General features: G+C 64.1%; 27 protein-coding genes. 5 read left to right on the top strand and 22 right to left on the bottom strand.

Going from position 1 to position 25,892, the window contains the following annotated elements; all coding sequences use genetic code 11:
- Nucleotides 1-241 precede the first annotated feature (241 nt).
- The gene (gene murA / locus AB0H22_RS10315; RefSeq protein ID WP_180752243.1) at nt 242-1,495 is read right to left on the bottom strand and encodes a UDP-N-acetylglucosamine 1-carboxyvinyltransferase; all 1,254 of its coding nucleotides are present in this window, start codon (nt 1,493-1,495) and stop codon (nt 242-244) included.
- A gap of 96 nt (nt 1,496-1,591) precedes the next feature.
- On the opposite strand from murA, the gene AB0H22_RS10320 reads away from it, so the two are divergent.
- Nucleotides 1,592-2,167, top strand: a complete 576-nt coding sequence (locus tag AB0H22_RS10320) for a cob(I)yrinic acid a,c-diamide adenosyltransferase (RefSeq protein WP_180752288.1) — start codon at nt 1,592-1,594, stop codon at nt 2,165-2,167.
- An 87-nt stretch (nt 2,168-2,254) separates the two neighbouring features.
- Here AB0H22_RS10320 and AB0H22_RS10325 read toward each other — a convergent pair whose 3' ends face one another.
- The 15 genes from AB0H22_RS10325 to rpmE form a co-directional block, all read right to left on the bottom strand.
- Entirely contained in the window at nt 2,255-2,707 is a 453-nt protein-coding gene (locus AB0H22_RS10325; RefSeq protein WP_180752287.1) for a DUF2550 domain-containing protein, read from the bottom strand.
- Nucleotides 2,708-2,746: 39 nt separating this feature from the next.
- Nucleotides 2,747-3,112 (bottom strand): F0F1 ATP synthase subunit epsilon, encoded by a 366-nt coding sequence (locus tag AB0H22_RS10330; protein ID WP_358146547.1) that lies wholly within the window; start codon nt 3,110-3,112, stop codon nt 2,747-2,749.
- Nucleotides 3,113-3,145: 33 nt separating this feature from the next.
- A complete protein-coding gene (gene atpD / locus AB0H22_RS10335; RefSeq protein ID WP_180752241.1) occupies nt 3,146-4,576 on the bottom strand; it encodes a F0F1 ATP synthase subunit beta in 1,431 nt (476 codons plus the stop codon).
- Between the two features lie 21 nt (nt 4,577-4,597).
- A complete protein-coding gene (locus AB0H22_RS10340; RefSeq protein WP_358146548.1) occupies nt 4,598-5,530 on the bottom strand; it encodes a F0F1 ATP synthase subunit gamma in 933 nt (310 codons plus the stop codon).
- Nucleotides 5,531-5,550: 20 nt separating this feature from the next.
- Nucleotides 5,551-7,200 (bottom strand): F0F1 ATP synthase subunit alpha, encoded by a 1,650-nt coding sequence (gene atpA / locus AB0H22_RS10345; RefSeq protein ID WP_180752239.1) that lies wholly within the window; start codon nt 7,198-7,200, stop codon nt 5,551-5,553.
- A 56-nt stretch (nt 7,201-7,256) separates the two neighbouring features.
- The gene (locus AB0H22_RS10350; protein ID WP_358146549.1) at nt 7,257-8,603 is read right to left on the bottom strand and encodes a F0F1 ATP synthase subunit B/delta; all 1,347 of its coding nucleotides are present in this window, start codon (nt 8,601-8,603) and stop codon (nt 7,257-7,259) included.
- Nucleotides 8,604-8,609: 6 nt separating this feature from the next.
- A complete protein-coding gene (locus AB0H22_RS10355; RefSeq protein WP_358146550.1) occupies nt 8,610-9,125 on the bottom strand; it encodes a F0F1 ATP synthase subunit B in 516 nt (171 codons plus the stop codon).
- A gap of 5 nt (nt 9,126-9,130) precedes the next feature.
- Entirely contained in the window at nt 9,131-9,382 is a 252-nt protein-coding gene (locus AB0H22_RS10360) for a F0F1 ATP synthase subunit C (RefSeq protein ID WP_005059842.1), read from the bottom strand.
- 61 nt (nt 9,383-9,443) lie between these two features.
- Nucleotides 9,444-10,202 (bottom strand): F0F1 ATP synthase subunit A, encoded by a 759-nt coding sequence (gene atpB / locus AB0H22_RS10365; protein WP_180752236.1) that lies wholly within the window; start codon nt 10,200-10,202, stop codon nt 9,444-9,446.
- Nucleotides 10,203-10,208: 6 nt separating this feature from the next.
- A complete protein-coding gene (locus AB0H22_RS10370) occupies nt 10,209-10,640 on the bottom strand; it encodes an ATP synthase subunit I (protein WP_180752235.1) in 432 nt (143 codons plus the stop codon).
- 261 nt (nt 10,641-10,901) lie between these two features.
- A complete protein-coding gene (locus tag AB0H22_RS10375) occupies nt 10,902-12,215 on the bottom strand; it encodes an MraY family glycosyltransferase (RefSeq protein WP_358146553.1) in 1,314 nt (437 codons plus the stop codon).
- Nucleotides 12,190-12,861 carry an L-threonylcarbamoyladenylate synthase gene (locus tag AB0H22_RS10380; protein ID WP_358146554.1) on the bottom strand — a complete coding sequence of 224 codons (672 nt, stop codon included), beginning with the start codon at nt 12,859-12,861 and terminating at the stop codon, nt 12,190-12,192. The genes AB0H22_RS10375 and AB0H22_RS10380 overlap by 26 nt, the downstream gene beginning before the upstream one ends.
- A gap of 9 nt (nt 12,862-12,870) precedes the next feature.
- Nucleotides 12,871-13,713, bottom strand: coding sequence for a peptide chain release factor N(5)-glutamine methyltransferase (gene prmC / locus AB0H22_RS10385; RefSeq protein ID WP_358146555.1), 843 nt, complete (start codon nt 13,711-13,713; stop codon nt 12,871-12,873).
- A gap of 32 nt (nt 13,714-13,745) precedes the next feature.
- Nucleotides 13,746-14,816: a peptide chain release factor 1 gene (gene prfA, locus AB0H22_RS10390; RefSeq protein WP_180752232.1), complete on the bottom strand. Its 1,071-nt coding sequence runs from the start codon at nt 14,814-14,816 to the stop codon at nt 13,746-13,748.
- A gap of 75 nt (nt 14,817-14,891) precedes the next feature.
- Nucleotides 14,892-15,116, bottom strand: coding sequence for a 50S ribosomal protein L31 (gene rpmE, locus AB0H22_RS10395; protein WP_180752231.1), 225 nt, complete (start codon nt 15,114-15,116; stop codon nt 14,892-14,894).
- Nucleotides 15,117-15,307: 191 nt separating this feature from the next.
- Between rpmE and AB0H22_RS10400 the strand changes: the two genes are divergently transcribed.
- The 4 genes from AB0H22_RS10400 to AB0H22_RS10415 all read left to right on the top strand — a co-directional run bounded on the left by AB0H22_RS10400 (nt 15,308) and on the right by AB0H22_RS10415 (nt 17,123).
- The gene (locus AB0H22_RS10400; RefSeq protein WP_180752230.1) at nt 15,308-15,514 is read left to right on the top strand and encodes a hypothetical protein; all 207 of its coding nucleotides are present in this window, start codon (nt 15,308-15,310) and stop codon (nt 15,512-15,514) included.
- 153 nt (nt 15,515-15,667) lie between these two features.
- Nucleotides 15,668-16,159 (top strand): hypothetical protein, encoded by a 492-nt coding sequence (locus tag AB0H22_RS10405; protein WP_180752229.1) that lies wholly within the window; start codon nt 15,668-15,670, stop codon nt 16,157-16,159.
- 148 nt (nt 16,160-16,307) lie between these two features.
- On the top strand, nt 16,308-16,520 hold the full coding sequence (locus AB0H22_RS10410) for a hypothetical protein (protein WP_358146556.1): 213 nt from the start codon (nt 16,308-16,310) through the stop codon (nt 16,518-16,520).
- Between the two features lie 45 nt (nt 16,521-16,565).
- Entirely contained in the window at nt 16,566-17,123 is a 558-nt protein-coding gene (locus AB0H22_RS10415) for a hypothetical protein (RefSeq protein ID WP_358146557.1), read from the top strand.
- Here the strand turns inward: AB0H22_RS10415 and rho are convergent.
- The 6 genes from rho to argS form a co-directional block, all read right to left on the bottom strand.
- Nucleotides 17,120-19,018 carry a transcription termination factor Rho gene (rho, locus tag AB0H22_RS10420; RefSeq protein ID WP_180752226.1) on the bottom strand — a complete coding sequence of 633 codons (1,899 nt, stop codon included), beginning with the start codon at nt 19,016-19,018 and terminating at the stop codon, nt 17,120-17,122. The two genes, AB0H22_RS10415 and rho, sit on opposite strands and share 4 nt — an antisense overlap.
- A 327-nt stretch (nt 19,019-19,345) precedes the next feature.
- On the bottom strand, nt 19,346-20,356 hold the full coding sequence (thrB, locus tag AB0H22_RS10425) for a homoserine kinase (protein WP_358146712.1): 1,011 nt from the start codon (nt 20,354-20,356) through the stop codon (nt 19,346-19,348).
- A gap of 5 nt (nt 20,357-20,361) precedes the next feature.
- Nucleotides 20,362-21,429 carry a threonine synthase gene (thrC, locus tag AB0H22_RS10430; protein ID WP_180752225.1) on the bottom strand — a complete coding sequence of 356 codons (1,068 nt, stop codon included), beginning with the start codon at nt 21,427-21,429 and terminating at the stop codon, nt 20,362-20,364.
- Entirely contained in the window at nt 21,426-22,739 is a 1,314-nt protein-coding gene (locus AB0H22_RS10435) for a homoserine dehydrogenase (protein ID WP_180752224.1), read from the bottom strand. Before AB0H22_RS10435 ends, thrC begins: the two co-directional genes overlap by 4 nt.
- Nucleotides 22,736-24,091, bottom strand: a complete 1,356-nt coding sequence (lysA, locus tag AB0H22_RS10440) for a diaminopimelate decarboxylase (protein WP_219603492.1) — start codon at nt 24,089-24,091, stop codon at nt 22,736-22,738. The genes AB0H22_RS10435 and lysA overlap by 4 nt, the downstream gene beginning before the upstream one ends.
- 50 nt (nt 24,092-24,141) lie before the next feature.
- On the bottom strand, nt 24,142-25,794 hold the full coding sequence (argS, locus tag AB0H22_RS10445) for an arginine--tRNA ligase (protein ID WP_180752222.1): 1,653 nt from the start codon (nt 25,792-25,794) through the stop codon (nt 24,142-24,144).
- Nucleotides 25,795-25,892 lie beyond the last annotated feature (98 nt).

The following is a 25,892-nucleotide window of genomic DNA, read 5'->3' on the forward strand; positions in this document are numbered from 1 at the left end:
CCGAGATATCTGAATTTCTTCTTCTATTTCGGCTTTTGCTCTATCTAAGCGGCCCGGGAACCTTATCAAGTTCAGTGAACTTGAGTCAAACTCCCGGTTTCGAGCTGGTCAACTGCGCACCAACCCAGACCGGAATTTCGGAATCGCTTCCTTGTCCCGGCCTCGCTCATTCAGGGCAACCCCACCACTGTACCAAGTCCAATGAACTTGAGTCAACTTCGGGGTTCGGGGCTGGCCAGCGCTAGCTGACCCGCTCGACTTCGGCACCCAAGCTCTGGAGGTTCTCCACGAACAACGGGTAACCGCGGTCGATATGGAAGACATCGTATACCTCCGTGACGCCGTCCGCCACCAACCCCGCCAGCACCAGCCCCGCGCCGGCCCGGATATCCGATGACCACACCGGCGCACTGGACAGTTGACGGATACCCCGAACCACTGCGTGATGCCCGTCTGTTCGCGCGTCGGCGCCCAATCGCATCATCTCCTCGACAAAGCGGAATCTGGCCTCGAAGACGTTCTCGGTGATCATGGAAGTGCCGTCGGCTATCGCTGCAAGACCAATTGCCATGGGCTGCAAGTCAGTTGGGAATCCCGGGAATGGCAGCGTGGCCACGTTGATCGCTTTGGGACGCTCGTACTGAACCACGCGAAATCCGTTGTCGTCCTGGGTAACTGTGGCGCCGGCATCGTGGAGCTTGTGCAGCACCAGCTGGAGGTGCTCTGGATCAACTCCGGTGACCGTGACATCACCCCGAGTCATCGCGGCGGCGATACCCCAAGTGGCAGCGACGATTCGGTCTCCGATAACGCGATGCTCGGTGGGATGAAGCTGAGGCACGCCGGTAACCGTCAACGTCGACGTTCCAGCACCTTCTATCTGGGCGCCCATCTGCACCAACATGGTGCAGAGATCCACCACGTCTGGTTCACGCGCCGCGTTGTGGATTGTGGTGATGCCATCGGCAAGCACAGCTGCCATCAAGATGTTCTCGGTCGCACCCACCGACGGGAAGTCAAGTTGAATATTGGCCCCGTGCAACGCTTTTGCCTCGGCGACCACACAGCCATGCTCGATCGTGCACTCCGCCCCCAGCTGCCGCAGGCCCGCCTGGTGCATGTCGAGCGGGCGAGACCCGATGGCATCTCCACCCGGTAACGCCACCTTCGCCCGTCGACACCGGCCCACCAACGGACCCAGGACGCAGACCGAAGCCCGGAACTGACGTACCGCCGCGAAGTCGGCGTCGTATTTGAGCTCAGCCGGCGAGGTGATCGTGACGACGTCGCCTTCGAGTTCCACCGTGGCACCCAATCCGCGCAGCACCTCGGCCATCAAGGGCACGTCCAGGATGTCGGGGCAGTTGGTGATGGTGCTGACTCCCTCCGCCAGCAGCGCGGCCGCCATCAACTTGAGCACGCTGTTCTTGGCGCCGGTAACAGCCACTTGACCTGTAAGCCGGGCGCCGCCGGTCACCAAGAAATGCTCGCTCACGCCCGACAGCGTAGCCGGGTAACGTTTCAACGCATGACCGATGAGGCGCCCGCAAGCGAGAGGGACCCCGAGAGTGCGCGGAGAGCATCGAGTGGTGTGCATCTCACTCGCATCTACACCCGGACCGGAGATGACGGGACCACCGGTCTAAGCGACTTCTCACGAGTGCCGAAGAACGACCCACGGCTCCTCGCATACGCCGATTGCGATGAGGCCAACGCCGCTATTGGCGTCGCAGTGGTGCTCGGGAACCCGAGTCAAGCGATCAATTCGGTGCTGTTGCAGATCCAGAACGATCTGTTCGACGCCGGCGCAGACCTGTCCACCCCCGTCGTGCCCAATCCTGAATACCCCCCGCTGCGGATCACGCAGCCGTATGTCGACCGCCTAGAAGGCTGGTGTGACGAGTACAACGAGGATCTACCGAAGCTGAATTCCTTTGTGCTGCCGGGCGGTACCCCACTATCCGGCTTATTGCACGTGGCACGGACCGTGGCGCGTCGAGCGGAACGTTCGGCCTGGGCCGCAATCGATACGTATCCCGACAGCACCAATGTGCTGACCGCCAAATATCTGAACCGGCTCTCGGATCTGCTGTTCATCCTGTCGCGGGTCGCCAACGGCGGCAAGGACACGCTCTGGAAGCCCGGCGGACCGGCACAGCCCGCCTAAATCCTTCAGATCCTCCTCGACATACCGCCTCGTGGCGAAAACACGCGGTACGAAACCACCGCAACACGACGTGTCGGCGAGAAATGCCTAGCGGCTGCGGCGCTCTGCCCGCGGCGAGGGCCGCGACTCCATCCACGACATGAACGCGGTCAGCGCACCGCGATCCAGCGCCATTTCGTATTCACGCGCACCGTCACGCAGCTGCAGCACCACGATTTCGGCGGTCATGATGTCGTACTCATCGCCGCGCGGAATCCGACGATCGAGGATCTCGAGATCACGTCGCGACAGCCGGCGATCCGGCCACAGTCGAATACTGGACAACCGATAGAACTCCGCCTCAGATTCGCGGTAACGCATGACGCCGTGGCGCCAGCGCCGCTCCTGCGATGAGCCGCTTACGCGAAGAACATCTGGGCCGGTGTCCGGTCGAGCATCCCGTAACAACGCGGCGGTCCCGCCATGTCGCAACTTGAGCAGACGAAAACTCAAGGCAGCCACCGCCAAAACGAGAACGGCGATGATCGAGATCTCGATCATCGCCGTCACGCTCAAAGCGGTATCCCTAGGTGGGTAATGCTAAACCGTCTGTCCGAGCGCACGTAAGCGCGCGCGTCCCTGCGCGGCCACCCGTGGAACGTCGGAACCGGAATCGGCCTTGGCCTTGGCCTCGTCAATATCCGCACGTGCCTGCACGGACTCCGCCAGGATGCTGACCTTGGTGTCGGTGATCGACAGGAATCCCCCGTCGATCGCCCACCACAGGTCGTCAGCGCCCTCGCGCTCGATCTTCACCGCGGCATCGTCCACCAGCTGCGCCACCAAGGGAATGTGGTGCGGCAGGATTCCGATTTCACCGGAGGTCGTGCGGGTAAAGACGAATGTGGCCTTACCCGACCAGATCTCGCGCTCGACGGCGACAATCTCGACGTCAATTTCGGACATTCAGTGCACCTCCTTCAGATGGCTAGCGACGAATTACAGCTTGGCGCCGAGGCTTTCGGCCTTCTTCGCCAGGTCGTCCAGACCACCGATGAGGAAGAACGCCTGCTCGGGCAGGTGGTCGAACTCACCCTTGGTGAGCTTGTCGAAGGCCTCGATGGTCTCCTTGAGCGGCACGGTCGAGCCGGGCTGGCCGGTGAACTGCTCGGCAGCCATCATGTTCTGGCTCAGGAAACGCTCGATACGACGGGCACGGCCCACCAGCTGCTTGTCTTCTTCCGACAGCTCGTCGATACCGAGGATGGCGATGATGTCCTGCAGGTCCTGGTAGCGCTGCAGAACACGGATGACTTCCTGCGCAACCCGGTAGTGCTCCTCACCCACCACGGACGGCAGCAGAATCGTCGACGACGAGGCCAACGGGTCCACGGCCGGGAAGATGCCCTTGGAGAACACCGCACGAGAAAGCTCGGTGGTGGCGTCCAGGTGCGCGAACGTGGTCGCCGGCGCCGGGTCGGTGTAGTCGTCGGCGGGCACGTACACGGCCTGCATCGAGGTGATCGAGCGACCGCGGGTCGAGGTGATGCGCTCCTGCAGCTCACCCATCTCGTCGGCCAGCGTCGGCTGGTAACCCACGGCGGACGGCATGCGGCCCAGCAGGGTCGACACCTCCGAGCCGGCCTGGGTGAACCGGAAGATGTTGTCGATGAACAGCAGCACGTCCTGACCCTGCTCATCGCGGAAGTACTCCGCCATGGTCAGCGCCGAGAGCGCGACGCGCATACGCGTGCCGGGCGGCTCGTCCATCTGGCCGAACACCAACGCGGTGTCCTTGAGCACGTTGGCATCGGCAAGCTCGACCCACAGGTCGTTGCCCTCACGGGTGCGCTCACCAACGCCGGCGAATACCGAGGTACCACCGAAGTTCCGGGCGATGCGGTTGATCATCTCCTGGATCAGCACGGTCTTACCCACACCGGCACCACCGAAGAGCGCGATCTTGCCACCACGCACGTACGGGGTCAGCAGGTCGACGACCTTAAGGCCGGTCTCCAGCATCTCAGTACGCGGCTCGAGCTGGTCGAAGGCCGGGGGCTTGCGGTGGATGGACCACTTCTCGAAATCGCTGCCGTAGCCCGGCTCGTCGAGGCAGTCGCCCAAGGCGTTGAAGACGTGACCCTTCACGCCGTCACCGACCGGCACCGAGATGGTGCTACCGGTGTTGGTGACATCCACGCCACGCACCAGGCCGTCAGTCGGCTGCATGGAGACGGTGCGAACGAGGTTGTCGCCCAGGTGCTGTGCCACCTCGAGGGTCAGCGTCTTGGCCATCGCTTCGTAGGTGATCTCGGCGTTGAGGGCGGAGAAGAGCGGCGGCACGGCGCCACGCGGGAACTCCACGTCGACGACCGGGCCGGTAACGCGAACCACTCGTCCGACGGTCTTGTTAGCAGTTGCAGCAGTCATCTGGCTCGACTCTTTCTATTCTTAATGTTCGCTTGCGGCGGCCGAGGCAAGCGCGTCCACGCCGCCAACGATTTCACTGATTTCCTGGGTGATCTGGGCCTGGCGAGCACGGTTGGCTTCCAGGGTGAGTCCCTTGATGAGGTCATCGGCGTTATCCGTGGCCGCCTTCATGGCGCGCCGGCGGGATGCCGACTCCGAGGCTGCCGCCTCCAGCAGCGCCGCGTACACCCGGGTCGCCAGGTAGCGAGGCAGCAGGGACGCGAAAAGCGTTGTGGCGTCAGGCTCGAACGAGTACTGGGTGGTCGGTCCGGCGGCCTCGCCGACGTACTCGATCTCCATCGGCGCGATCCGCTTGGCCACGGCCGACTGGGTCAGCATCGACTTGAACTCGGTGTACACGATATGCAGCTCGTCGACGCCGAGAATGCCATCGGCACCGGGCTCGTCGCCGTCGTCATCGGCACCCGCCAGGAAGGCATCCACCAGCACGCCGGCGATTTCCTGGGCGTGTGAGTACTCGGGACGCTCGGAGAACCCGGTCCAGGACTGAGTGACCGTGCGGCCACGGAACTTGTAGAAGTTCAGCGCCTTGCGGCCGACCACGTAGATCACTGGGGTCTTGCCCTGCTCACGCAGCAGCGCGAACAGCTCCTCGGCGACACGCAGCACGTTGGCGTTGTACCCACCGCACAGCCCGCGGTCCGACGAGACGATGAGCACGCCTGCCCGCTTCGGCTCGGCCCGCGCCACCAGTAGCGGATGATCCAACGCGGCATCATCGGCGAGTGCGGTAAGCACGTTGGTGATCTCGGCCGCGTACGGACGAGCCGCCACCACACGTGCCTGCGCCTTAGAGATGCGCGATGTCGCGATCAGCTCTTGCGCCTTGGTGATCTTCTTGATCGATCCGGCGGATTTGATCCGCCGGCGCAGTTCTCGGATTTGTGCAGCCATTTTCTGGAGGTCCTACTGCTCTACTTTTTTGCCGGAGCCGGCTTGCGGACCTGGACGGTCTCCTGACCGACCTCGGACTCGTCGAGCGCCTCGGCCGCGACGTCCTTGACCTCCACCGAGCTGCCATCAGTGGCGGCGAAGCTCTTCTTGAACGCGTTGATCGCGGCCGTGAGCTTGGATTCGGTGTCCTCCGAGAACTTCTTGGTCTCCTTGATATCGGTCAGAATGTCGGCGTGTGAGCCGCGCACGTGGTCGAGGAATTCCTGCTCGAACCGGATGACATCACCGACCGGCACCGAGTCGAGGTGTCCACCGGTGCCGAGGTAGATCGCCACGACCTGCTCCTCGACCGGGTACGGCGAGTTCTGCGACTGCTTGAGCAGCTCGACCAAGCGCGCACCACGCTCCAGCTGGGCCTTCGAGGTGGCATCCAGGTCCGAGGCGAAGGCCGCGAAGGCCTCCAACTCGCGGTACTGCGAGAGCTCCAACCGCAGCGAGCCGGCTACTTCCTTCATTGCCTTGATCTGTGCGGCACCACCCACGCGCGACACCGACACACCAACGTTGATGGCCGGGCGTACGCCCTGGTTGAAGAGGTCGGTCTGCAGGAAGCACTGTCCGTCGGTGATCGAGATGACGTTGGTGGGGATGTAGGCCGAGATGTCGTTGGCCTTGGTCTCGATGATCGGCAGACCGGTCAGCGAGCCGGCACCCAGCGCGTCGGACAGCTTCGCGCAACGCTCCAGCAGACGCGAGTGCAAGTAGAAGACGTCACCCGGGTATGCCTCGCGGCCCGGCGGACGGCGCAGCAGCAGCGAGATGGCGCGGTAGGCCTCGGCCTGCTTGGTGAGGTCGTCGAACACGATGAGGACGTGCTTGCCCTGGTACATCCAATGCTGGCCGAGGGCCGAGCCGGTGTACGGCGCAAGCCATTTGAAGCCCGCCGCATCGGAGGCCGGGGCGGCCACGATGGTGGTGTACTCCAGCGCGCCGGCCTCGTCCAGGGTGCGGCGCACCGCAGCGATGGTCGAGCCCTTCTGTCCGACGGCGACGTAGATGCAGCGCACCTGCTGCTGCGGATCGCCGCTGTCCCAGGCCTGCTTCTGGTTCAGGATGGTGTCGACGCAGACGGCGGTCTTGCCGGTCTTGCGGTCACCGATGATCAGCTGGCGCTGGCCGCGACCGATGGGGGTCTGCGAGTCGATGGCCTTGATGCCGGTCTGCAGCGGCTCCGCAACACTTTGACGCTCGACCACACTGGCGGCCTGGAGCTCGAGCGCGCGAGTGGTCTCGGCCTCGATGTCGCCGCGGCCGTCGATCGGCTGACCGAGCGGGTTGATGACGCGACCGAGGAAGGCGTCGCCCACCGGTACCGATAAGACCTCGCCGGTGCGCTTGACCTGCTGGCCCTCTTCGATGCCGTGGAAGTCGCCGAGGATAACGGTGCCGACGCTGCGCTCGTCCAGGTTTAGCGCCACACCCAGCACGCCGCCCGGGAACTCGAGGAGCTCCTGAGTCATGACCGAAGGCAGACCCTCGACGTGGGCGATGCCGTCACCGGTGTCGGCGACGATGCCGATTTCTTCGCGGGCGGGGTCGGCAGAGAACGTCGCGACGTACTGCTCGATCGCGCCGGAGATGTCCGCCGAGGAGATCGTCAACTCTGTCATGGCTTTTCTCGTCTTCCTGTTCCTGGCTCTTCTTGCGGGGTAAGTCTGGTGGTTGCTTAGTTGGGCAGGTGGAGGGCGGCCGCGGAAAGCCGGGTGGACAGGCTGCCGTCGATCTCCTCGTCACCGATGTTGACGACGAGCCCGCCCAGCAGTTCGGGATCCACATCCAGCTGCACCGCGATGGTGCGGCCGTAAATCTGCCCGAGCACCTGGGCCAGCCGTGTGCTCTGAGCATCGCTGATCGGGGCGGCCGACTTCACGTGAGCGACCGACTCGTTGCGCCGGGCAACCGCCAATTCGGCGACATCAAGTACTGCGATATCTGCGCGCTTACCGCGCAACAGACGCACGGTCTGCGCCAGCAGGCTGGTCACGATCAGGTTGGAACGACCGGCGAGGACGTTCTTCAACAGCGTCACGCGATCGGCGGTAGGCGCGGCGGTGTTGCTCAGCAGCAAGCTCAGCTGCGGCTCGCCGTCGAGGACGCGGCTGATGCGGAACAACTGGTCTTCGACATCGTCGATCTGACCGTCGCGTTCGGCCCGCTCCAACAGAGCGAGGCGGGCGATGTGTTCGATCGCGGTGATCAGATCACCGGAGGCAGACCAGCGGGCGGTAACGGCCGAGCGCACGACCTCGAGCGCCGGCCGTCCGATCTTGGAAGTGAATATCGAGTCGACCAAGGTGATCTTGGCGGACAGCTCGCTGGCGTCGACCGGCTCGGACAAGTGCTTACGCAGCACCAACTCCTTGATGAGGAGCTCGGCGACCGCGGTCAGATCATCGGCCAGTGCGTTGAGCGTCAGGCTGTCGAGCGAGACCGCGTTGGCTTGAAAAGCGGATACCTGCTCGGCGAGCGACTCGCGGCTGGCGGCGTGCAGACCTGCTCCCCCGACTGCCAACGGCCGGCGTTCGGTGTTGACACTGCCGGCCATCTGGGTCAGCTCATCCAGGAACCGGTCGACGGTGGCGGATTGCGCTGTCGGGTCACCGACATGTGAACGAACCAAATCGCCTGCACGGTTCACGGATTCAGTACCGAGATCACCGCGGAGCTGACGGATCAGCTGCTGGCGCTGCAGCAGGATCTGCTCCTGGCCGTGCACCTTGATCCGCTCGACCTCGGCGTCGGCCTGCTCGCGCAGCTGCTTGGAGATCTGCTTGGCATCGGCCTTGGCTTCTTCGGCGATCTCGGCGGCGTCGGCCTTGGCGTCTTCGATCGCCTTGGCATGTGCACCCTCGGCCTCGACGAGCTTGGCCGCAGCCGACTTACTGTCGGCGAGCTGCTGGCGCACCACGTCCTGCTGCTTGCCCATCAGCGTGCGCACCGGTGGCACCACGAACTTGACCACCAGGAACACGATGACAGCGAAACCGATGAGCTGCCCGATAAATGTCGACATCTGTACCTAGCCTCGCCCTGCATTCGCTGGTTCCGAAAGGCTCACGCCAAGAACGCGTTCGGCGAGGGTTCGGGACAGGCTGTCGACGTTCGCCGCCAGCTCTCCCGAAGTTGCCTCGCCCTGACGGGTCAACGATTCGGCCGCCGCTGATGACACAGCATTGGCTTCCGCATTGGCCCGCTGACGCATGTCCTCGAGAATTCCGCGTCCCTCGGCCCTGGCCTCGTCGCGCACCGCTGTCGCGGCACCGCGCGCCTTGGCCAGCTCATCCTTGTAGTCGGCCTCGGCGGCGGTGAATTGCTCGGCGGCGTTCTTGGTGTCCTCTGCCGTCTTGGTGACCATGTCCTCGCGTGCCGTGAGCACCTTTTGGACCGGCGGCACCACAAAGGTCCCGATGACCGCTAGGACGATCAGGAAGATCGCCAGGACGACGAAGAAGGTGCCGTTGGGGATGAGGAAGTTCGACTTCTCCGCACCCTCTTCGGCGGCCTGCGCCACGACGACGCTCTGCAATTCACCCATGCCGATTAGCTAGCGCCGGGAGTAGCGAAAACGAACAGCGCCATGAAGGCCAGGTTGATGAAGTACGCGGCCTCAACCAGACCGACGGTGATGAAGAACGGCGTGAACAGCCGGCCTTGAGCCTCGGGCTGGCGAGCTACACCGGAGATCAGGGCGTTACCGGCGATACCGTCACCGATACCGGCACCGATCGCGCCGCCGGCCATGATCAAACCACCGCCAATGAGGGCACCAGCAACAATTGTCGGGTCCGCCATCTCTTTCCTCCTTATTAAGTGGTAGCTGTGCTACCAGGGTCTTTCAGGTTGGTCTATGTAATTAGTGGTGTTCGTCGGTTTCCATCGACTGGCTGAAGTACAGGATTGTCAGCAGCGCGAAGATGAAGGCCTGGATCAGACCGACGAATAGATCGAACGTTTTCCAGATGGCGTTGGGCGCCCACATGATGTACGCGGGGAACAGCGCGATCAGCGCGACCATGATGCCACCGGCAAACATGTTGCCGAAGAGCCGCAGCGATAGCGATATCGGCTTGGCGATCTCCTCGACGATGTTGATGAGCGCCAAGGCCGGAACGTGTCCCTTGATCACCTTGATCGGGTGACCGATGAGGCCACGCCGCATGAACCCTGCGGCGTGATAGCAGAGGAACACGAACAATGCCAGGGCCAGCACGTAGTTGATATCCGAGGCAGGCGGTTTGAGGAGTTCGGCGGTGGCGCCGTTGGCGTCGGTGTACTGCACCGGCAGCACCGAGATCCAGTTGGACACCAGCACGAAGACGAAGATCGTCACGGCCAGCGGCAGCACGAACGGCGCGATCTTCATGCCGATTGCGGCCTCGACCTGGTTGCGGAACTGGACGGTCACGGCCTCGAAGAACAGCTGCACACCGTTGGGCACACCGGTCGAGGTGACCTTGGCCCTCAGGAAGAGCGCGAGCGCGATGACGATCACGCCGGCAATGGCAGAGGCCAGGATGGTGTCGGTGTTGACCTCACCAATGAGCGGCCAATGCGCATGAGTGTGGTGGCCAACTTCGATGGCGCCTTCGGCCAGAAAAGTCGTGGTGCTCATGGTCGGCTATACCTCCGCCTGATTCACTGAACGGATCCCTTTCCACACCGGCACAGCGGTGGTCAACACCAGCAGCACCTGGAACAACGCAACTCCGAAGAACACCCCAAGACCATCGGGGCGGAAAACGAACGCGATAACCAGGGCAAGGACGGTAATGACCATCAACCGCGCAGCGGAATTGATGGCCATTTTTTGCTTGCTTGGATTGTCTTGCGCGGTAATGACTTCCGCGGACTGGCGAACGAGGAGAGCGTTCACCAGTCCGAGTCCAAGCCCGGTAACGAAGAAGACGCCGATCGCCCAATGCCCCAGAAGTGCAGAGGCCAGCAGAGCCAGGGCGCCGAGAACGCCACAGAGAACCGTCAGACGCAACGGGCGGAACGCCAATGCCGGGAGTACAAACGGGGCATTGGGGTTTGCCTGGGGCGCGGTCATCTGGGGTGTCACCTCACATCTTTGTCGGGGTGGCGATACAAAAAATTGCGTTCGTCGGTGTCAGACCCTATCGGAGGTCCGCGGGCTCGCGGAACTCACCTCAAAGGACAGCTCTCTGTCGGTCAGTTGATCGGTCCGGTGGCACCTGGAACATTCGGACAAATGCTCTCAGAATCCCGCCGATCCGGTGTGGCCGGCACCCGTGAGTTTTCGGGTATGCCAGAACGGTATCACATGGTAGAGGCCGTTAATGCACCCCTACTACTTTTCGTCGTACACGGCTGGTTCCCTTGGCGGACTGGGGTCCGATTCGACATCCGACACCACTGCAGCTGCCACGGTCGGCCGATCGGATTCACGGCGCAACAGTGGGATGACCGTCGCGACAATCGCGATACCGATCGCGCCTAACACCACCGCTCCCGCGTATCGGGGTTCGAAGAAGATGGTGCTGGCCGCTCCGAACGCGATGATGGCCACCCAGAGGTAGATGATCAGCACCGCCTTGCGATGCGAATGCCCGATCTGAAGCAACCGATGGTGCAGATGCATCTTGTCCGGGCTGAAGGGGCTACGGCCCGCCCGGGTCCGCCGGATGATCGCCAGCAAGGCATCCAGCGCCGGTACCAGCATGACCGCGATCACCAGCAGGAACGGCGACAGCAAGACAAACATGTCCTTGGCACCGTAAGAACTCTGCGAGATGGGGCCCGCGGCCGTCGTCGACGCCGCCGCCAGCATCAGGCCGATCAGCATCGACCCCGAGTCGCCCATGAAAATCCGGGCCCGGTGGAAGTTGTGCGGAAGAAAACCCAGGCACGCCCCGGCCAGCACCACCGAGATCACCGCGGGTGGGTAGTACAGGACATCGCCGCCATGGCTGCGCAGTAGCCCGACGGAAAAGATGCAGATGGCGGCCGCGGTGATCAAGCCCAAACCGGCAGCCAGGCCGTCGAGCCCGTCCACGAAGTTCATGGCGTTCACGATCGACACCGTCAACGCCAGCGTGACCAGGATGGACGACATCTGGTCCAGCACAATGGTCCCCACCCCGCCGAACGGGATGTAGATCATGCTCCAGGCCACACCCATGGTGACCAGAACGCTGGCGGCGGTGACCTGGCCGGCGAACTTGGTCAGCGCGTCCAGGCCCCATTTGTCGTCGATCAGACCGACGACCATGATGATGCCGCCTGCGACCACTACCGCCGGCAGGCCCGAAGAATAGACGAAACCCCTTGTCAGGGCCGGTAGTTGCGAGGCCAGGAAGATCGCGGCGCACACACCTAGATAGATCCCGAGACCGCCCATCCGCGGTGTCGGCTGCAGGTGGACATCGCGTTCGCGCGGGTAGGCCACCGCACCCACACGGGTCGCAAAAAGCCGCACTCCACCAGTGCAGAAGAACGTCGTGATGGCGGCGGTCAGACCAACAAGGACAAGCTCTCGCAGCGGTACGCCCGCACCTCGATCAGCAAGCGCCAACAGTTCACTGGCCACGGCGCTCACCGAATCTGGGCTCACCGAAATCCACGCATCTGACCGTACTTCAAGATCCTGTGGGTTCTGCGCCATCGGCAGGTCCGATCGCAGTGCCAATGACACTGACGATCTGGTCCCGGGTGATCGGCCCTTCCCGCACGATCATCGGCGCCGGCCCGGTGAGGTCGACGATCGTCGACGCCGCACCCAGCTCCGCCGTGCCGCCGTCCAGATACACCGCCACCCTGTCACCCAATTGATCGCGCGCCTCTGTGCCGGTGAGCGCCGCAGGCTGCCCCGAGACATTGGCACTGGAGACCGCCATCGGACCGACGGCACGCAGCAGGTCGATCGCCACCGGATGCAGGGGCATACGCAGCATGACGCTCCCCCGGGCATCCCCCAGATCCCAGGACAGCGATGGCGCGTGCCTCACGATGATGCTCAGCGGTCCCGGCCAGAATGCCTCGATGAGCTCGCGGGCAGCGGGCGGAACGGCGAACACCAGTCCGTCGATGGTGTGCCACGACCCGACGAGCACCCCGACGGGCATATCCCGCCCCCGCCCCTTGGCTGCAAGCAGCGCCGATACCGCGTTGGAATCGAATGCGTCACAACCCAATCCGTAGACAGTGTCGGTGGGCATAACCACCAATTCGCCTGCCTTGAGCGCGCTCACCGCCGCGTCGATCCCCTCCTGGCGGGTCGCTGCATCCTGGCAGTCATAGACGACGGTCACCGGACAAGTCTATGACGAGGACGTTTTCCGGCGAGCGGTGACGAATCGCGGCCGGCCCCCAAGATCTTGCCGCTGTGTGACGTCATCGAATAAGCCGCTTGCCGTGAATAGCTCGCACGTTCCATCTCCGTTGCTGTCATCGTGCTCTACGCCGATGCAGCCTCCCAGAGCGAGCAGTCGACCTGCTGCCGTCACGATGGGCGCGATGACTGACAGCCCGTCCGCGCCCGCGAACAGCGCCAGCGGCGGATCATGCTGCGCCACTTCGGGCTCCAGTTCGGCATTCTCAGGGATGTAGGGCGGGTTGGCGACGATCAGATCGACCGTGCCATCAAGATCGGTCAGCAGCGCGGGCATCGTCACATCGGCCTGGACCACCTCGACCGGAGTTCCGGCGGTATTCCGCCGCGTGTATATCAGCGCCTCGCCGTCGAGCTCAACGGCGAGGACACGGGCGGTCGGCTCGTCATGTGACAGGGCGATCGCGAGAGCCGCCGATCCGGCACATAGCTCGACGACCGTCGCGTGTGGCGCCAACTCGCCGGCCGCCCAGGCGTACAGCGACTCTGTCTCCGGGCGCGGGATGAACACTCCAGGACCCACGGACACCTCGATGGGGCCGAAGGCCGCGTTGCCGATCAAATGCTGCAACGGGATCCGCCGCGCCCGCTGCACCACCAGGTCGCGGTACCTCTCGGGAAAACCCGGGGTGATCTCGGTAAAGCGCAGCCGCGTCCGCGGGACGCCGAGCAGGTGCGCGGCGAGCTCTTCGGCGTCTACCTGCGGGCTGGAAACCCCTGTCCGGGAAAGTGATTCGACCGCCTCAGCGATCAGTTCGCGCAAGCGGCTCATCTAGCCCCCAGTTCTTTCGCGCAAGCGGCTCATCACGCCTCCTGCAGGCGCGCCTTCCGGTCCGCAACGGCCAGTGCGTCGAACAGCGCATCCATGTCACCGTCGAGCACCTGATCCAGGTTGTGGGCCTTGAATCCGACGCGATGATCGGTGATCCGGTTCTCAGGGAAGTTGTAGGTGCGGATCCGCTCGCTGCGGTCGACGGTGCGGATCTGGCTCGCACGGCCCGCCGATGCGTCGGCCTGTGCCTGCTCCTCGGCGAGGGCCTGCAGCCGCGCCGCCAGCACCTGCATGGCACGGGCCTTGTTCTGCAGCTGTGAGCGCTCGTTCTGGCAGGTCACCACGATCCCCGTCGGCAGATGGGTGATGCGGACCGCGGAGTCGGTGGTGTTGACGCCCTGGCCGCCCTTGCCTGAGGAGCGATATACATCGATTCGCAGATCCGATTCGTCGATCTGGACTTCCTCGACCTCTTCGGGCTCGGGGTACACCAACACGCCAGCCGCCGAGGTGTGCACGCGCCCTTGGGATTCGGTGACGGGAACACGTTGTACGCGGTGCACCCCACCTTCAAACTTGAGTCGCGACCAGACGCCGTCCGCGCTGTCGCCCTTGCTGGCGATGGCCAGCGTGGCGTCCTTGTAGCCGCCGAGATCAGACTCGGTCTCGTCGAGAATCGTGACCTTCCAGCCATGCCGCTCGGCGTAGCGGATGTACATGCGGGCCAGATCGGCAGCGAATAGCGCCGATTCCTCGCCGCCTTCACCGGATTTCACTTCGAGGAGGATGTCGTCGCCGTCATGGGGGTCGCGAGGTGCGAGCATGTCCGAGAGCTGGGTTTCCAACTCCGCGATGGACGATTCCAACTCGATCAGCTCATCGGCAAATGAAGGATCGTCCGCCGACAGCTCACGGGCGGTGGCCGCATCGTCGCGGGCGGCGAAGAGCTTGCGGTGGGTGGCGACGATCGGCGACAGCATCGCGAACCGACGTCCGGCCTTGCGCGCTGCGCCCGGATCAGCATGCAACGCGGGGTCGGCCAGTTGCTTCTCCAGCTCAGCGTGCTCAGCCAGCATCGCCTCGATCAGTGGCGTCTCGCCCATGCACCCTCCTCAGACGTTCACTACAAAAAAACCGACGCCCGGTCTGCATCAGCAGAACGGGCGTCGGCATGGAAGCTACTGGTCGGCTGCGGCCTTGCGCTTGCCGTACCGCGCCTCGAACCGGGCGACGCGACCGCCGCTGTCCAGGATCTTCTGCTTGCCCGTGTAGAACGGGTGGCACTGCGAGCAGACCTCGACCACGATGTGGCCACTGTCCTTAGTGCTGTGAGTGGCGAAAGTGTTGCCACAGCCGCAGACCACATTGGTCTCGACATACTTGGGGTGGATACCCGATTTCATGGTGATTCCTCTTCGTGTAGTGGTCGCCGGGTCGCCTGCGTTGCGACGTGAACCGGAACCCGTCAAAGACTGAGAGGCCATTATGCCAGCTCAATTACGTAGAACCTAAACGGCAGCGACCAGCGCAGTATTCCCATTTCCTAGCCGCGGCGTACGTTGGGTGGCAGTACGCCGATTCGGAAAGGAAACGCATGAACATCAAGAGATTGATCGTCACAGGCGCATCCGCTGCGGCAATGGGATTGGCCGCCTTCGCGGGCGCGCAAGGCCTGGCCTACGCCGACCCCATCACGCCTCCGCCACCACCACCTATCCCCCAGGCGCCCCCGGTTCCGGAGGTGCCCCAGGCACCTCCGATTCCGCAGATCCCACAGATTCCGCCCATCCCACAGCCGTGACGCCCGCCTGAGCACGGGCACGTAACGGCGATTGACATCCTGTCGATATCCAATTGGGCAGCCGCGGCATAACCACCGCGGGGCCGCTGTTGAGTATCAGCACCTTCGGTCGAGTCGGGGCGAACCGCCGAGATAATCGGACAGGAGTCGCACATGAATCTGAAAAGCGTTGTGATCCAAGGCGCCATGATCAGCGCGCTGACCGTCGGCACGCTTGGACTCGGTGCCATACCGGCTTATGCGCAGCCCGCAGGTCCGCCCGGTTACATCCAGGATCATCCGAATCGCCCCCACGGCGACGACGATGACGACTGGGGTGATCACGACGGTTACCGCTACAACGACGGTTGGCGCGGTAATGACAATTGGCGCGATCGCGACCAGGACCGGCGGGATGACCATCGGTGGCAGGACGACCGTAGGGAATGGCGCGATAACCCATGGCATTACAACCAGCGCCCGCCCTGGGGCTGGGCCGCGCCGCCGCGCGCGGAATGGCGCGGTCCGCTCCCCGACCGCTGGGGTCCACCCCCGCGGTCCATCGACTACTGGGGATATCGGGTACAGCCGGTCTGGGATGACGGGTTCCGCACCTGGGGTTTCTGGCTCCTCGGCATCTGGATTCCGTTGGCTTCGGTGGGCTGAACCGGTTCCGCCTGTCGGCGTAACAGCAGAAGGACGATGTCCCGAATGGGTCCCACCACCTCAGGGCCCTACCCAATCGTGAACTCGCAATCGGTCGCCCGAAAGAAAAACCGCGCGCCGGGTTGAGCGGTATCTCCATGTCCTGCGCGTGGATGATGACGTCGAGCGCAAACCCGACCCGACCGACGGTCGGGCCCGGCTCGTGGTGCTGAGCGCGCACGGAAAGAAGCAGCGCGATATCGCGCGGCGCGAGGTCACCAAGGTTCACGCCGAATGGCGAAAGCATTTGAGCACCAAGGAATACGGCCAACTCGCGGCCACCCTGGCAAAGCTGCGGGAGGTCACCGATCCGTATCGGTGATACTGTGCGCACACTCTGGCAAAACTGGATCACAACGGGGGCAAAATGGCAGACGCGCGCAAACCCTGGTGGCGTGGATTCCTGATGCGGATCGCACTCGCACTCGTGGTGGGTGTCATCGCGATCTTCGTGCGGCATTGGATGAGCGAAAAGAACACCGAGTCCGCGGCACGCAAGGAGTTGGACAAGTACACCGTGGGCCAGTGTGTGGTGCTGACCAAATCGGGCACGGGGATCGGCAGCGTTGACGCCGCCGACACACCCTGTGATCGCGATCCCAGCTACACCGTGGCAAGCCGTATCGATGCGAATGCGAAGTGCCCCAACGAGAACTACGTCGAGTACAGCTATGAGGTGGGCTCAAAGAGCGCCGGCAAGCTGTGTCTGGTCGAGAACCTCACGCCCGGACATTGTTACGAAGAAGAACTGCTCACCAAGATCACCAAGCTCAACAACAGCTGCAGTGGCCTGGCTTCATCAAACCCGTTCCGGGTGCAGAGTCGGACCGAAACCGACGGTGCGCCATGCCCGGACGACACGACGCCGATCGCCTACCCACAGCCGCCCCGCACCTACTGCGTGACGGCCGTGGACACGCTCTAGCTGTACTGCGGCTCGTCGGCGCCGTTGCTGCCCGGAGTGTTCTTCGAGACCGAGACCAGGAACTCGTAGTTGGTCTTGGTCTTGCGCAGCTGGCTCATCAGCAGGTCGATGGCCTGATGCGAATCCAAGCCCGACAGCACGCGGCGCAGCTTGTGCACAATCGCGAACTCGTCGCCGCTCATCAGCAGCTCGTCCTTACGGGTACCCGACGGGTTGACGTCGACAGCCGGGAACACCCGACGCTCGGAGATCTTGCGGTCGAGCTTGAGCTCGGCGTTACCGGTGCCCTTGAACTCCTCGAAGATGACGGTGTCACCGGTGGAGCCGGTCTCGACCATGGCCGTGGCGATGATCGTCAGCGAGCCGCCGAACTCGATATTGCGCGCCGCGCCCAGGAATCGTTTGGGCGGGTACAGCGCGGTCGAGTCGACACCACCGGAGAGGATGCGACCCGAGGCGGGCGAGGCGTTGTTGTACGCACGGCCCAGGCGGGTGATCGAGTCCAGCAGCACCACCACGTCCTTGCCCTGCTCGACCAGACGCTTGGCGCGCTCGATCGCCAACTCCGCGGCCTGAGTGTGATCTGACGGCGGGCGATCGAAGGTCGAGGCAATGACCTCACCCTTCACCGAACGCTGCATATCGGTGACCTCTTCAGGCCGTTCGTCGACCAGCACCACCATCAGATGGCACTCGGGATTGTTGGCCGAGATCGCATTGGCGATGTTCTGCATGATCGTGGTCTTACCGGCCTTGGGCGGGGACACGATCAGCGCGCGCTGGCCCTTACCAATCGGCATGATCAAGTCGATTACCCGAGTGGTCAGCTTCTCGGTGGTGGTTTCCAACCGCAGCCGCTGATTCGGGTACAGCGGGGTCAGCTTGTTGAAGTCGGGGCGATTCCTGGCGTCCTCGACCGGGCCGCCGTTGACGGTGTCGAGACGCACCAGCGGGTTGAACTTCTGCCGCTGATTTTCTTTGGACGCGTCCGAATCCCGCGGCACCCGCACGGCGCCGGTAATCGCGTCACCACGACGCAACCCGTTCTTGCGCACGAGGTTCATCGAGACATACACGTCGTTCGGGCCCGCAAGGTAGCCGGACGTCCGCACGAAGGCGTAGTTGTCGAGCACATCGAGAATGCCGGCTACGGGCTGGACGACATCGTCCTCGCGCAGCTGCTCGGTCTCGCCGCCACCGCTTTCGTTGCCATTGCGGTCACGACCGCGGCGCCGTTCCCGAGTGCGACGGCCGCGACGGCCACGGCCATCGCCATCGTCGCCACGGTTCTGGTTGTTGTCCTGGTTCTGGCCGTCCTGGCCGCCGTCGCGGGCGGAGTTGTTCGAGTTTCCGCTGTTTTCGCGACCGCCATCCTGCTGCTTGCGCTCGCCCTCGGCGTTCTGATTCTGATTCTGGTTGCGACGCCGCTCGCCGCGGCCCTCGCGGGGCGCGCCGGCCTTATCGGCGTCTTTACCCTCAGCGCCCTCAGCGTCCTGGGCGGAGTTGGTCTCCGGGGCGGACTTCGGCGTCTCGGACGGCAGATCCAGCGCCGTCTGGGTCGGCTCGGGCTGAGCCGACTCCTTCTGCGCGGGCTCGGCTGGGGCAGAGGAAGCCTGGGGCTGCTGAGTCCGCGTAGCCGCCTGGTTGTTCTTCGGTGCGCCGAGCGCGCCCTGATGCTCACGAATGGCGGCAATCAAGTCGCCCTTACGCATTCCGGAGGTGCCCTTGACGCCTACCTGGCCAGCCAGGGCGCGCAGCTCCGGCAACACCATCGTCGACAGTGCACCCAGCTCGTCCCCTCGGCGCTCCTTGCCGGCGCGATCAGAGGAAGCTGTGGTGGGCGCCGCCGGGGTCTCCGGGGCGGCTTCGGTCGCGATGAGGTCCGTATCGGTCACGGATTTCCTTTCCTTCCCCCGCCAAACATGGGGCGAGGGGTCTCACTTCGGCCAGACAGGTTGCTGGCCGCGAAGTTCATGCTGCGGGCCCACACAGATAGGGCCGCGCGAGGTCCTGAGAAATGGCAGCTGACCATTGACCTTGCCCAATATCGCCGCCTGTCGGCGACGACTGAAACATTAGGAAGAATTTGTGATCGTCCTCGTTCTCGGCGCAGGTGCGCAGAAGCTGCAATTGCTGGGACTGATACCGAGGATAACCCTCAGGTGAGCATCAAGCAACCAGCGCCCCCCGGCGAGTCCCCCGCTCACCAGCCATAACGTCGATTATCGAACCGACACACCCTCCGACACGGACATCGCCACGACTGAGAATCCTTGATCTTCAGCGTATTTCACTGCCGAGTCGGGAAGCTCGCCGGTGGTCAGCGCCAACACCGCAGGTCCAGCACCGGAAAGGACCGCCGCAATCCCTTGGCTGCGCAGGTACCCGAGAACCTCCGCGGACGCCGGCATAGCGGGTGCGCGCTGCGGCTGATGGAGACGATCCTCGGTGGCGATCATCAGCAGATCCGGCCGCGACGTCAGCGCGAGAGTGAGCAATGCCGCTCGGCTAATATTGAATCTTGCGTCTACATGGGTGACAGATTCCGGTAGCAACACCCGAGTGTGCGCAGTAGAAGACTGTTCCTCCGGGATGGCGGCAACAATCCTGATATCCGGGTGCACATCGAGACGAACCGCCGCATAGGCGGTGGTCACGCCCGCGGTCTCCGATAACGGTTGTCCATCTTCGCGCGAGCGGCTCATCCAGACTTGATTATCTTCGCGCGAGCGGCTCATCCAGGCCACCACCGCTCCCCCGAGCACACTGGCCGCCGCGTTATCGGGATGCCCCTCGAACTCCGAGGCCAGCTGCACCAGCATGTCGTCGGAGAGCACCGGACGCCCCGCCTTGGCGAGTAATCCGTTCGCGACCCCAAGACCCGCCACCGCCGCGGCGGCCGAAGAACCCAGCCCACGCGAATGCGGAATTTTGTTGTGGCACTGAACGATCAGACCCGGGGCGGCGACCCCGCCGGTGGCAAGCCCGCGTTCGATGGCCCGCACGACGAGGTGACTGCCATCAAGCGGAACCTCACCCGCACCCTCACCTTCAACGGCCACCTTGAGACCGGATGCGATTGTGTTGACCTCGATCTCGTCATACAGGGACAGAGCGATGCCGAGGCTGTCGAAGCCAGGGCCCAGGTTCGCGCTCGACGCGGGCACCACCACGGAGGTGGACAGGCCGACGGGGAGAAGCTGAACGTGATGGCCCTCGCCCGAGAGGCTCATCCCACTCACGCGAGTTCCAGTGCCTCGGCGACCGCGCTCGCCTCCACCGGAATGGGGGTCACCTCGGGCATTCCGCTCAGTGCGTTATCCGGATCCTTCAAGCCGTTACCGGTCACGGTGCAGACCACGGTGGAGCCCTTCGGAACCCACCCGTCGGCAACCGATTTCAGCAGGCCCGCAATGCTGGCCGCCGACGCAGGCTCCACGAACACACCCTCGCTGGAGGCGACCAGGCGGTAGGCGTTGAGAATCTCCTCATCGGTGACGGCGAGGAACTTGCCACCCGACTCCTGTTGTGCGGCAACCGCACCCGACCACGACGCCGGGGACCCGATCCGGATGGCGGTGGCGATGGTCTCCGGATTCGCCACCGGCGCCCCGTTCACCAGCGGCGCTGCACCAGCGGCTTGAACACCCAGCATCTTGGGCAGCCGGTCCGACAGGCCGTCACGGTAATACTCGTTGTAGCCACGCCAATAGGCCGTGATGTTCCCCGCGTTGCCCACGGGCAGCGCATGGATATCGGGCGCAGTGCCGAGTGCATCCATGATCTCGAAAGCGGCGGTCTTCTGACCTTCGATGCGCACCGGGTTGACGGAGTTGACGAGCGCAATGGTCGGGTAGTCCGATGTGGTCTTGCGCGCCAGCTCCAGGCAGTCGTCAAAGTTGCCATCCACCTGAATGATCCGAGCGCCGTGGATAACGGCCTGGGCGAGCTTGCCCATCGCGATCTTGCCCTGCGGGATCAACACCGCGCAGGTGATACCGGCCTTCGCGGCATAGGCAGCGGCGGAAGCCGAAGTGTTTCCGGTCGAGGCGCACAGCACCGCGCGCTGGCCGCGGGCCAACGCATCGGTCACGGCCATCGTCATACCGCGGTCCTTGAACGATCCGGTGGGGTTGAGGCCTTCAACCTTCAAATGCACCGTGCAACCGGTGAGCTCGGAGAGCCGCGCCGCGGGCAGCAACGGGGTGCCGCCCTCGCGCAGGGTGACCGGCTCCCAGTTCTCACCGATCGGGAGTCGGTCTCGGTAAGCGGCGATGAGGCCGGGCCAAGGCGTGTGAACGGTCACTCTTGTGTTCCTTCCAGCCGGATGACGCTCGCGACACCCAGCACCACATCGAGATCGGCAAGTGCGGCAACGGTTTCCGATAGCGCAGCGTCGGTCGCCTTATGCGTGAGCACCACCAGCCGGGCGCCCGTCTCGTCGACCTCGCCCTCCTGTCGGACGGTCGCGATGCTGACCTCGCGCTTTGAGAACTCAGCGGCCACGGTGGCCAGCACGCCGGGCCTGTCGGCGACCCGCATACGCACGTAGTACCGCGTCGGGATGAGACCGATCGGCGCGATGGGCAGCTGCGCGTAGCGGGACGAGCGGGGACCGCGTCCGCCCTGCACCCGGTTGCGTGCGGCCATCACCAAATCACCCAGCACCGCGGAGGCGGTGGGTGCCCCGCCTGCACCCTGGCCATAGAACATGAGCTGGCCGGCGGCCTCTGCCTCGACGAAGACGGCGTTGAACGCGCCGTTAACGCTTGCCAGCGGATGAGTGAGCGGCACCAGCGAGGGGTACACGCGGGCTGAAACCCGTTGGCGTCCTTCCTCGTCGGTGATTCGTTCGCAGATGGACAGCAGCTTGATGGTGCACTGCAGCGCCCGCGCGGAGTCGAAGTCGTCAGCGGTGATCTTGGTGATGCCCTCGCGGTACACATCGTCGGCACTGACCCGAGTGTGGAAGGCGATGGATGCAAGAATCGCTGCCTTGGCGGCGGCGTCGTAGCCCTCGACATCGGCGGTCGGGTCGGCCTCGGCGTATCCGAGCTCCCCGGCCTCGGCGAGGGCGTTGGCGTAGCCGGCACCCGTGTTATCCATGGCGGACAGGATGTAGTTGGTGGTGCCGTTGACGATTCCGGATACCCGGATCACTGAGTCACCGGCCAGCGACTGAGTCAGCGGACGGATAACCGGAATGGCACCGGCCACAGCCGCCTCGAAATAGAGATCAACCCTTGCCTTCTCGGCAGCTTCCGCGAGCTCTCCGGCGGATTGCGCCAGCAGCGCCTTGTTGGCAGTGACCACCGACTTGCCGGCGTTGAGCGCACCCAGGATGCCCCGCCGCGCGGGCTCCACCGGACCCATGAGCTCGACCACGATATCGACGTCATCGCGTGCCACCAGCGCGTCGATATCGTCGGTGAGGAGGTCGACGGGCACGCCACGGTCTGCGGCAACGCGGCGCACTCCGATACCTCGAATCTCCAACGGGGCACCGATGCGGGCAGCGAGATCGCTTGCGCTGCTTTCGATGATGCGGGCTACCTCGCTACCGACATTGCCCAGGCCCAGGATCGCTACACCTATTGGCCTACCGAGTTCGCTCATTCACTTACCTCCAAACTCACCAAATCCTCGACGGTTTCGCGCCGCAGGATCAGTCGCGCCTTACCGTCCTTGACGGCGATGACCGCCGGACGGGTCAGCAGGTTGTACCGGCTGGACATCGAATAGCAGTACGCACCGGTCGCGGCAACCGCCAGCAGGTCGCCGGGGGCCACGTCCTCGGGAAGCCACGCGTCCCGGACCACGATATCGCCGCTTTCGCAGTGCTTTCCGACCACCCGGGATAACACCGGAGCGACATCGCTATCGCGGGACACCAGCTGGGGGTGGTACTCGGCCTGATACAGCGAGGTGCGGATGTTGTCGCTCATCCCGCCGTCGACACTCACGTATCGGCGCTGGCCGTTCGAGAGAATCACATCCTTGGTGGTCCCCACCCGGTACAGCGTGACGGTGCCGGGGCCGGCAATGGCACGGCCCGGCTCGATCACCAAACGCGGCTCGGGCAGACCGACCAGGGCCGACTCGGTGCGCACAATGACGTCGAGCTTGGCGGCCAGATCCTCGATGGGGGGCGGATCGTCGGAGGGCACATAGCTGATGCCGAGGCCGCCACCGAGATCGATGATGTTGAGCTGCGCGGTCTTCTCGGTACCGAACTCGGCGACCACATCACGCAGCAGTCCGATGACCCGGTGCGCGGCAACCTCGAACCCGTCGACATCGAAGATCTGCGAGCCGATGTGGCTGTGCAGCCCGACGAGTCGCAGGTTGTCGGTGGCGAAGACGCGACGCACTGCCTCGAGCGCCTGGCCACCCGCGAGGGACAACCCGAACTTCTGGTCCTCGTGAGCGGTGGAGATGAACTCATGGGTGTGCGCCTCGACACCGACGGTGACGCGCACCAGAACGTCTTGCACCACACCGGCGTTGCCCGCGATCAGATCCAACCGGTCGATCTCGATCATCGAATCGACGACGACGTGTCCGACACCTGCCTGTACCGCCTGCGCGAGCTCCGCCTCGGATTTATTGTTGCCGTGCAGCGCGATTCGCTCCGGAGGGAAATCGGCCCGTAGCGCGACGGCCAACTCTCCCGCCGAGCAGACATCAAGACCCAGACCCTCGCCGGCGATCCAGCGCGCGATCTCCGTGCACAGGAATGCCTTCGAGGCATAGTGCACGCGCGCGGCACCGCCGAACGCCGCGGCCATATCCCGGCAACGCGAGCGGAAGTCGTCCTCGTCGATGACGAACAGCGGAGTTCCGTACTCCTCGGCGAGTTCGGAGACGGTCAGGCCTGCGAGTGACACCTCACCATTCGCGCCGCGGGTGGCATTACGGGGCCATACATTCGGCGCCAAAAGAGTCGGGTTTTCTGGAGATGCGGTCATGACGGTGTGCTGTTCCCCTTCTGCGTGGCGGGGGCCTGCCGGGTGTGCGCTCACATCCGCTCCGGTGCGCTCACGCCGAGAATGTCCAGGCCGTTGGCGATGACTTGACGGGTGGCCAGGCACAGCGCAAGCCGTGCCGCGTGCAGGTCTCCCGGCGTTTCATCACCCTGCGGGAGCACTCGACACGAATCGTAGAACCGGTGGTAATCACCGGCGATGTCTTCCAGATACCTTGCGACCCGGTGCGGCTCGCGCAGTACCGCGGCGCTCTCCAGAATCCGACCGAACTCGCCGAGTCCCCGGATCAGCGCACCTTCCTTCTCGTGGGTGAGCAGTTCAAGATGATCGGTCGAGTGCTGCAGGCCCAGATCGGCGGCGTTGCGCGCCAGCGCGCAGAGCCGTGCGTGTGCGTATTGCACGTAGTAGACCGGATTCTCGCTCGACGCGGAGGCCCAGAGTTCCAGGTCGATATCGATCGAGGTGTCCACCGAGGACCGAATCAAGGCGTAGCGAGCGGCGTCGACCCCGATGGCATCCACCAGGTCGTCGAGGGTGATGACGGTGCCTGCGCGCTTGGACATTCGGACGGGCTGGCCGTCGCGCACCAGGTTGACCATTTGGCCGATGAGCACCTCGACACTGTCGGCGTCGTAACCCAGTGCCGCCGCAACGGCTTTCAGCCGTGCGATGTAGCCATGGTGGTCGGCGCCGAGCATGTAGATGCACAGGTCGAAGCCGCGCTCACGCTTGTCGAGGTAATAGGCGATGTCACCGGCGATGTAGGCGGGGTTACCGTCGCTCTTGATGACGACGCGGTCCTTGTCATCGCCGAAGTTGCTCGCACGCAGCCAGGACGCGCCGTCCTTTTCGTAGATGTTGCCGGTCTTACGCAGCTGCGCGATGGCCTCCTGCACGCGGCCCGAGGTATGCATCGAGTCCTCGTGGGTGAAAACGTCGAATTCCGTGCCGAATTCGTGCAGCGACTCCTTGATGTGGGTGAACATCAGGTCCACACCTACTGCACGGAACGCCTCGGCCTTCTCGTCTTCGGGCAGCGACAGCGCGTCGGGACGCTTAGTGAGGACCTGCTTGGCGATATCGGCGATGTAATCACCCGCGTAGCCGTCCTCCGGGGCTTCTTTGCCCTCGGCAGCCGCGATCAGCGATCGGACGAATCGGTCGATCTGCGCACCATGGTCATTGAAGTAGTACTCGCGGGTGACCTTGGCGCCCTGGCGGGTCAGTAGGCGACCCAGTGCATCACCGACCGCCGCCCAGCGGGTACCGCCGATGTGGATCGGCCCCGTCGGGTTGGCCGAAACGAACTCCAGGTTGACGGTGTGCGTAGCCTGCGAGTCGGAGTTGCCGTATGCCTCCCCCGCATTCAGGACGTTCGTGACGACGGTGCCTTGCGCCTCGGCGGCGATCCGCAGGTTCACAAACCCGGGTCCCGCGATCTCGGCGGCAGCGATCGCCTCATTGGAGGTCAGGGCATCGACGAGCCAGCCGGCCAGGTCGCGCGGGGCGACACCCACCTTCTTGGCGACCTGCAAGGCCACGTTGGTGGCGTAGTCGCCGTGCTCGGGGTTACGGGGCCGCTCGACAGTAACGACGGCCGGTAGCGCCGACGTGTCCAGGCCACGCTCGTCCAGCACCGTGGTGGCGGTGGAACGTAGCAGGTCGGCGAGGTCGTCGGGAGTCACGGCGATCATCTTATGGGCTGGGGTATCCAGGCCCCGAATCCTTTATCCGCGACCGAAACGGTGTCCGGGGCCGCGATCAGGATGCGCTAGGCTGTCAG

It is taken from the genome of Mycobacterium sp. NPDC050853, assembly GCF_040653875.1.
Taxonomy (GTDB): Bacteria; Actinomycetota; Actinomycetes; order Mycobacteriales; family Mycobacteriaceae; genus Mycobacterium.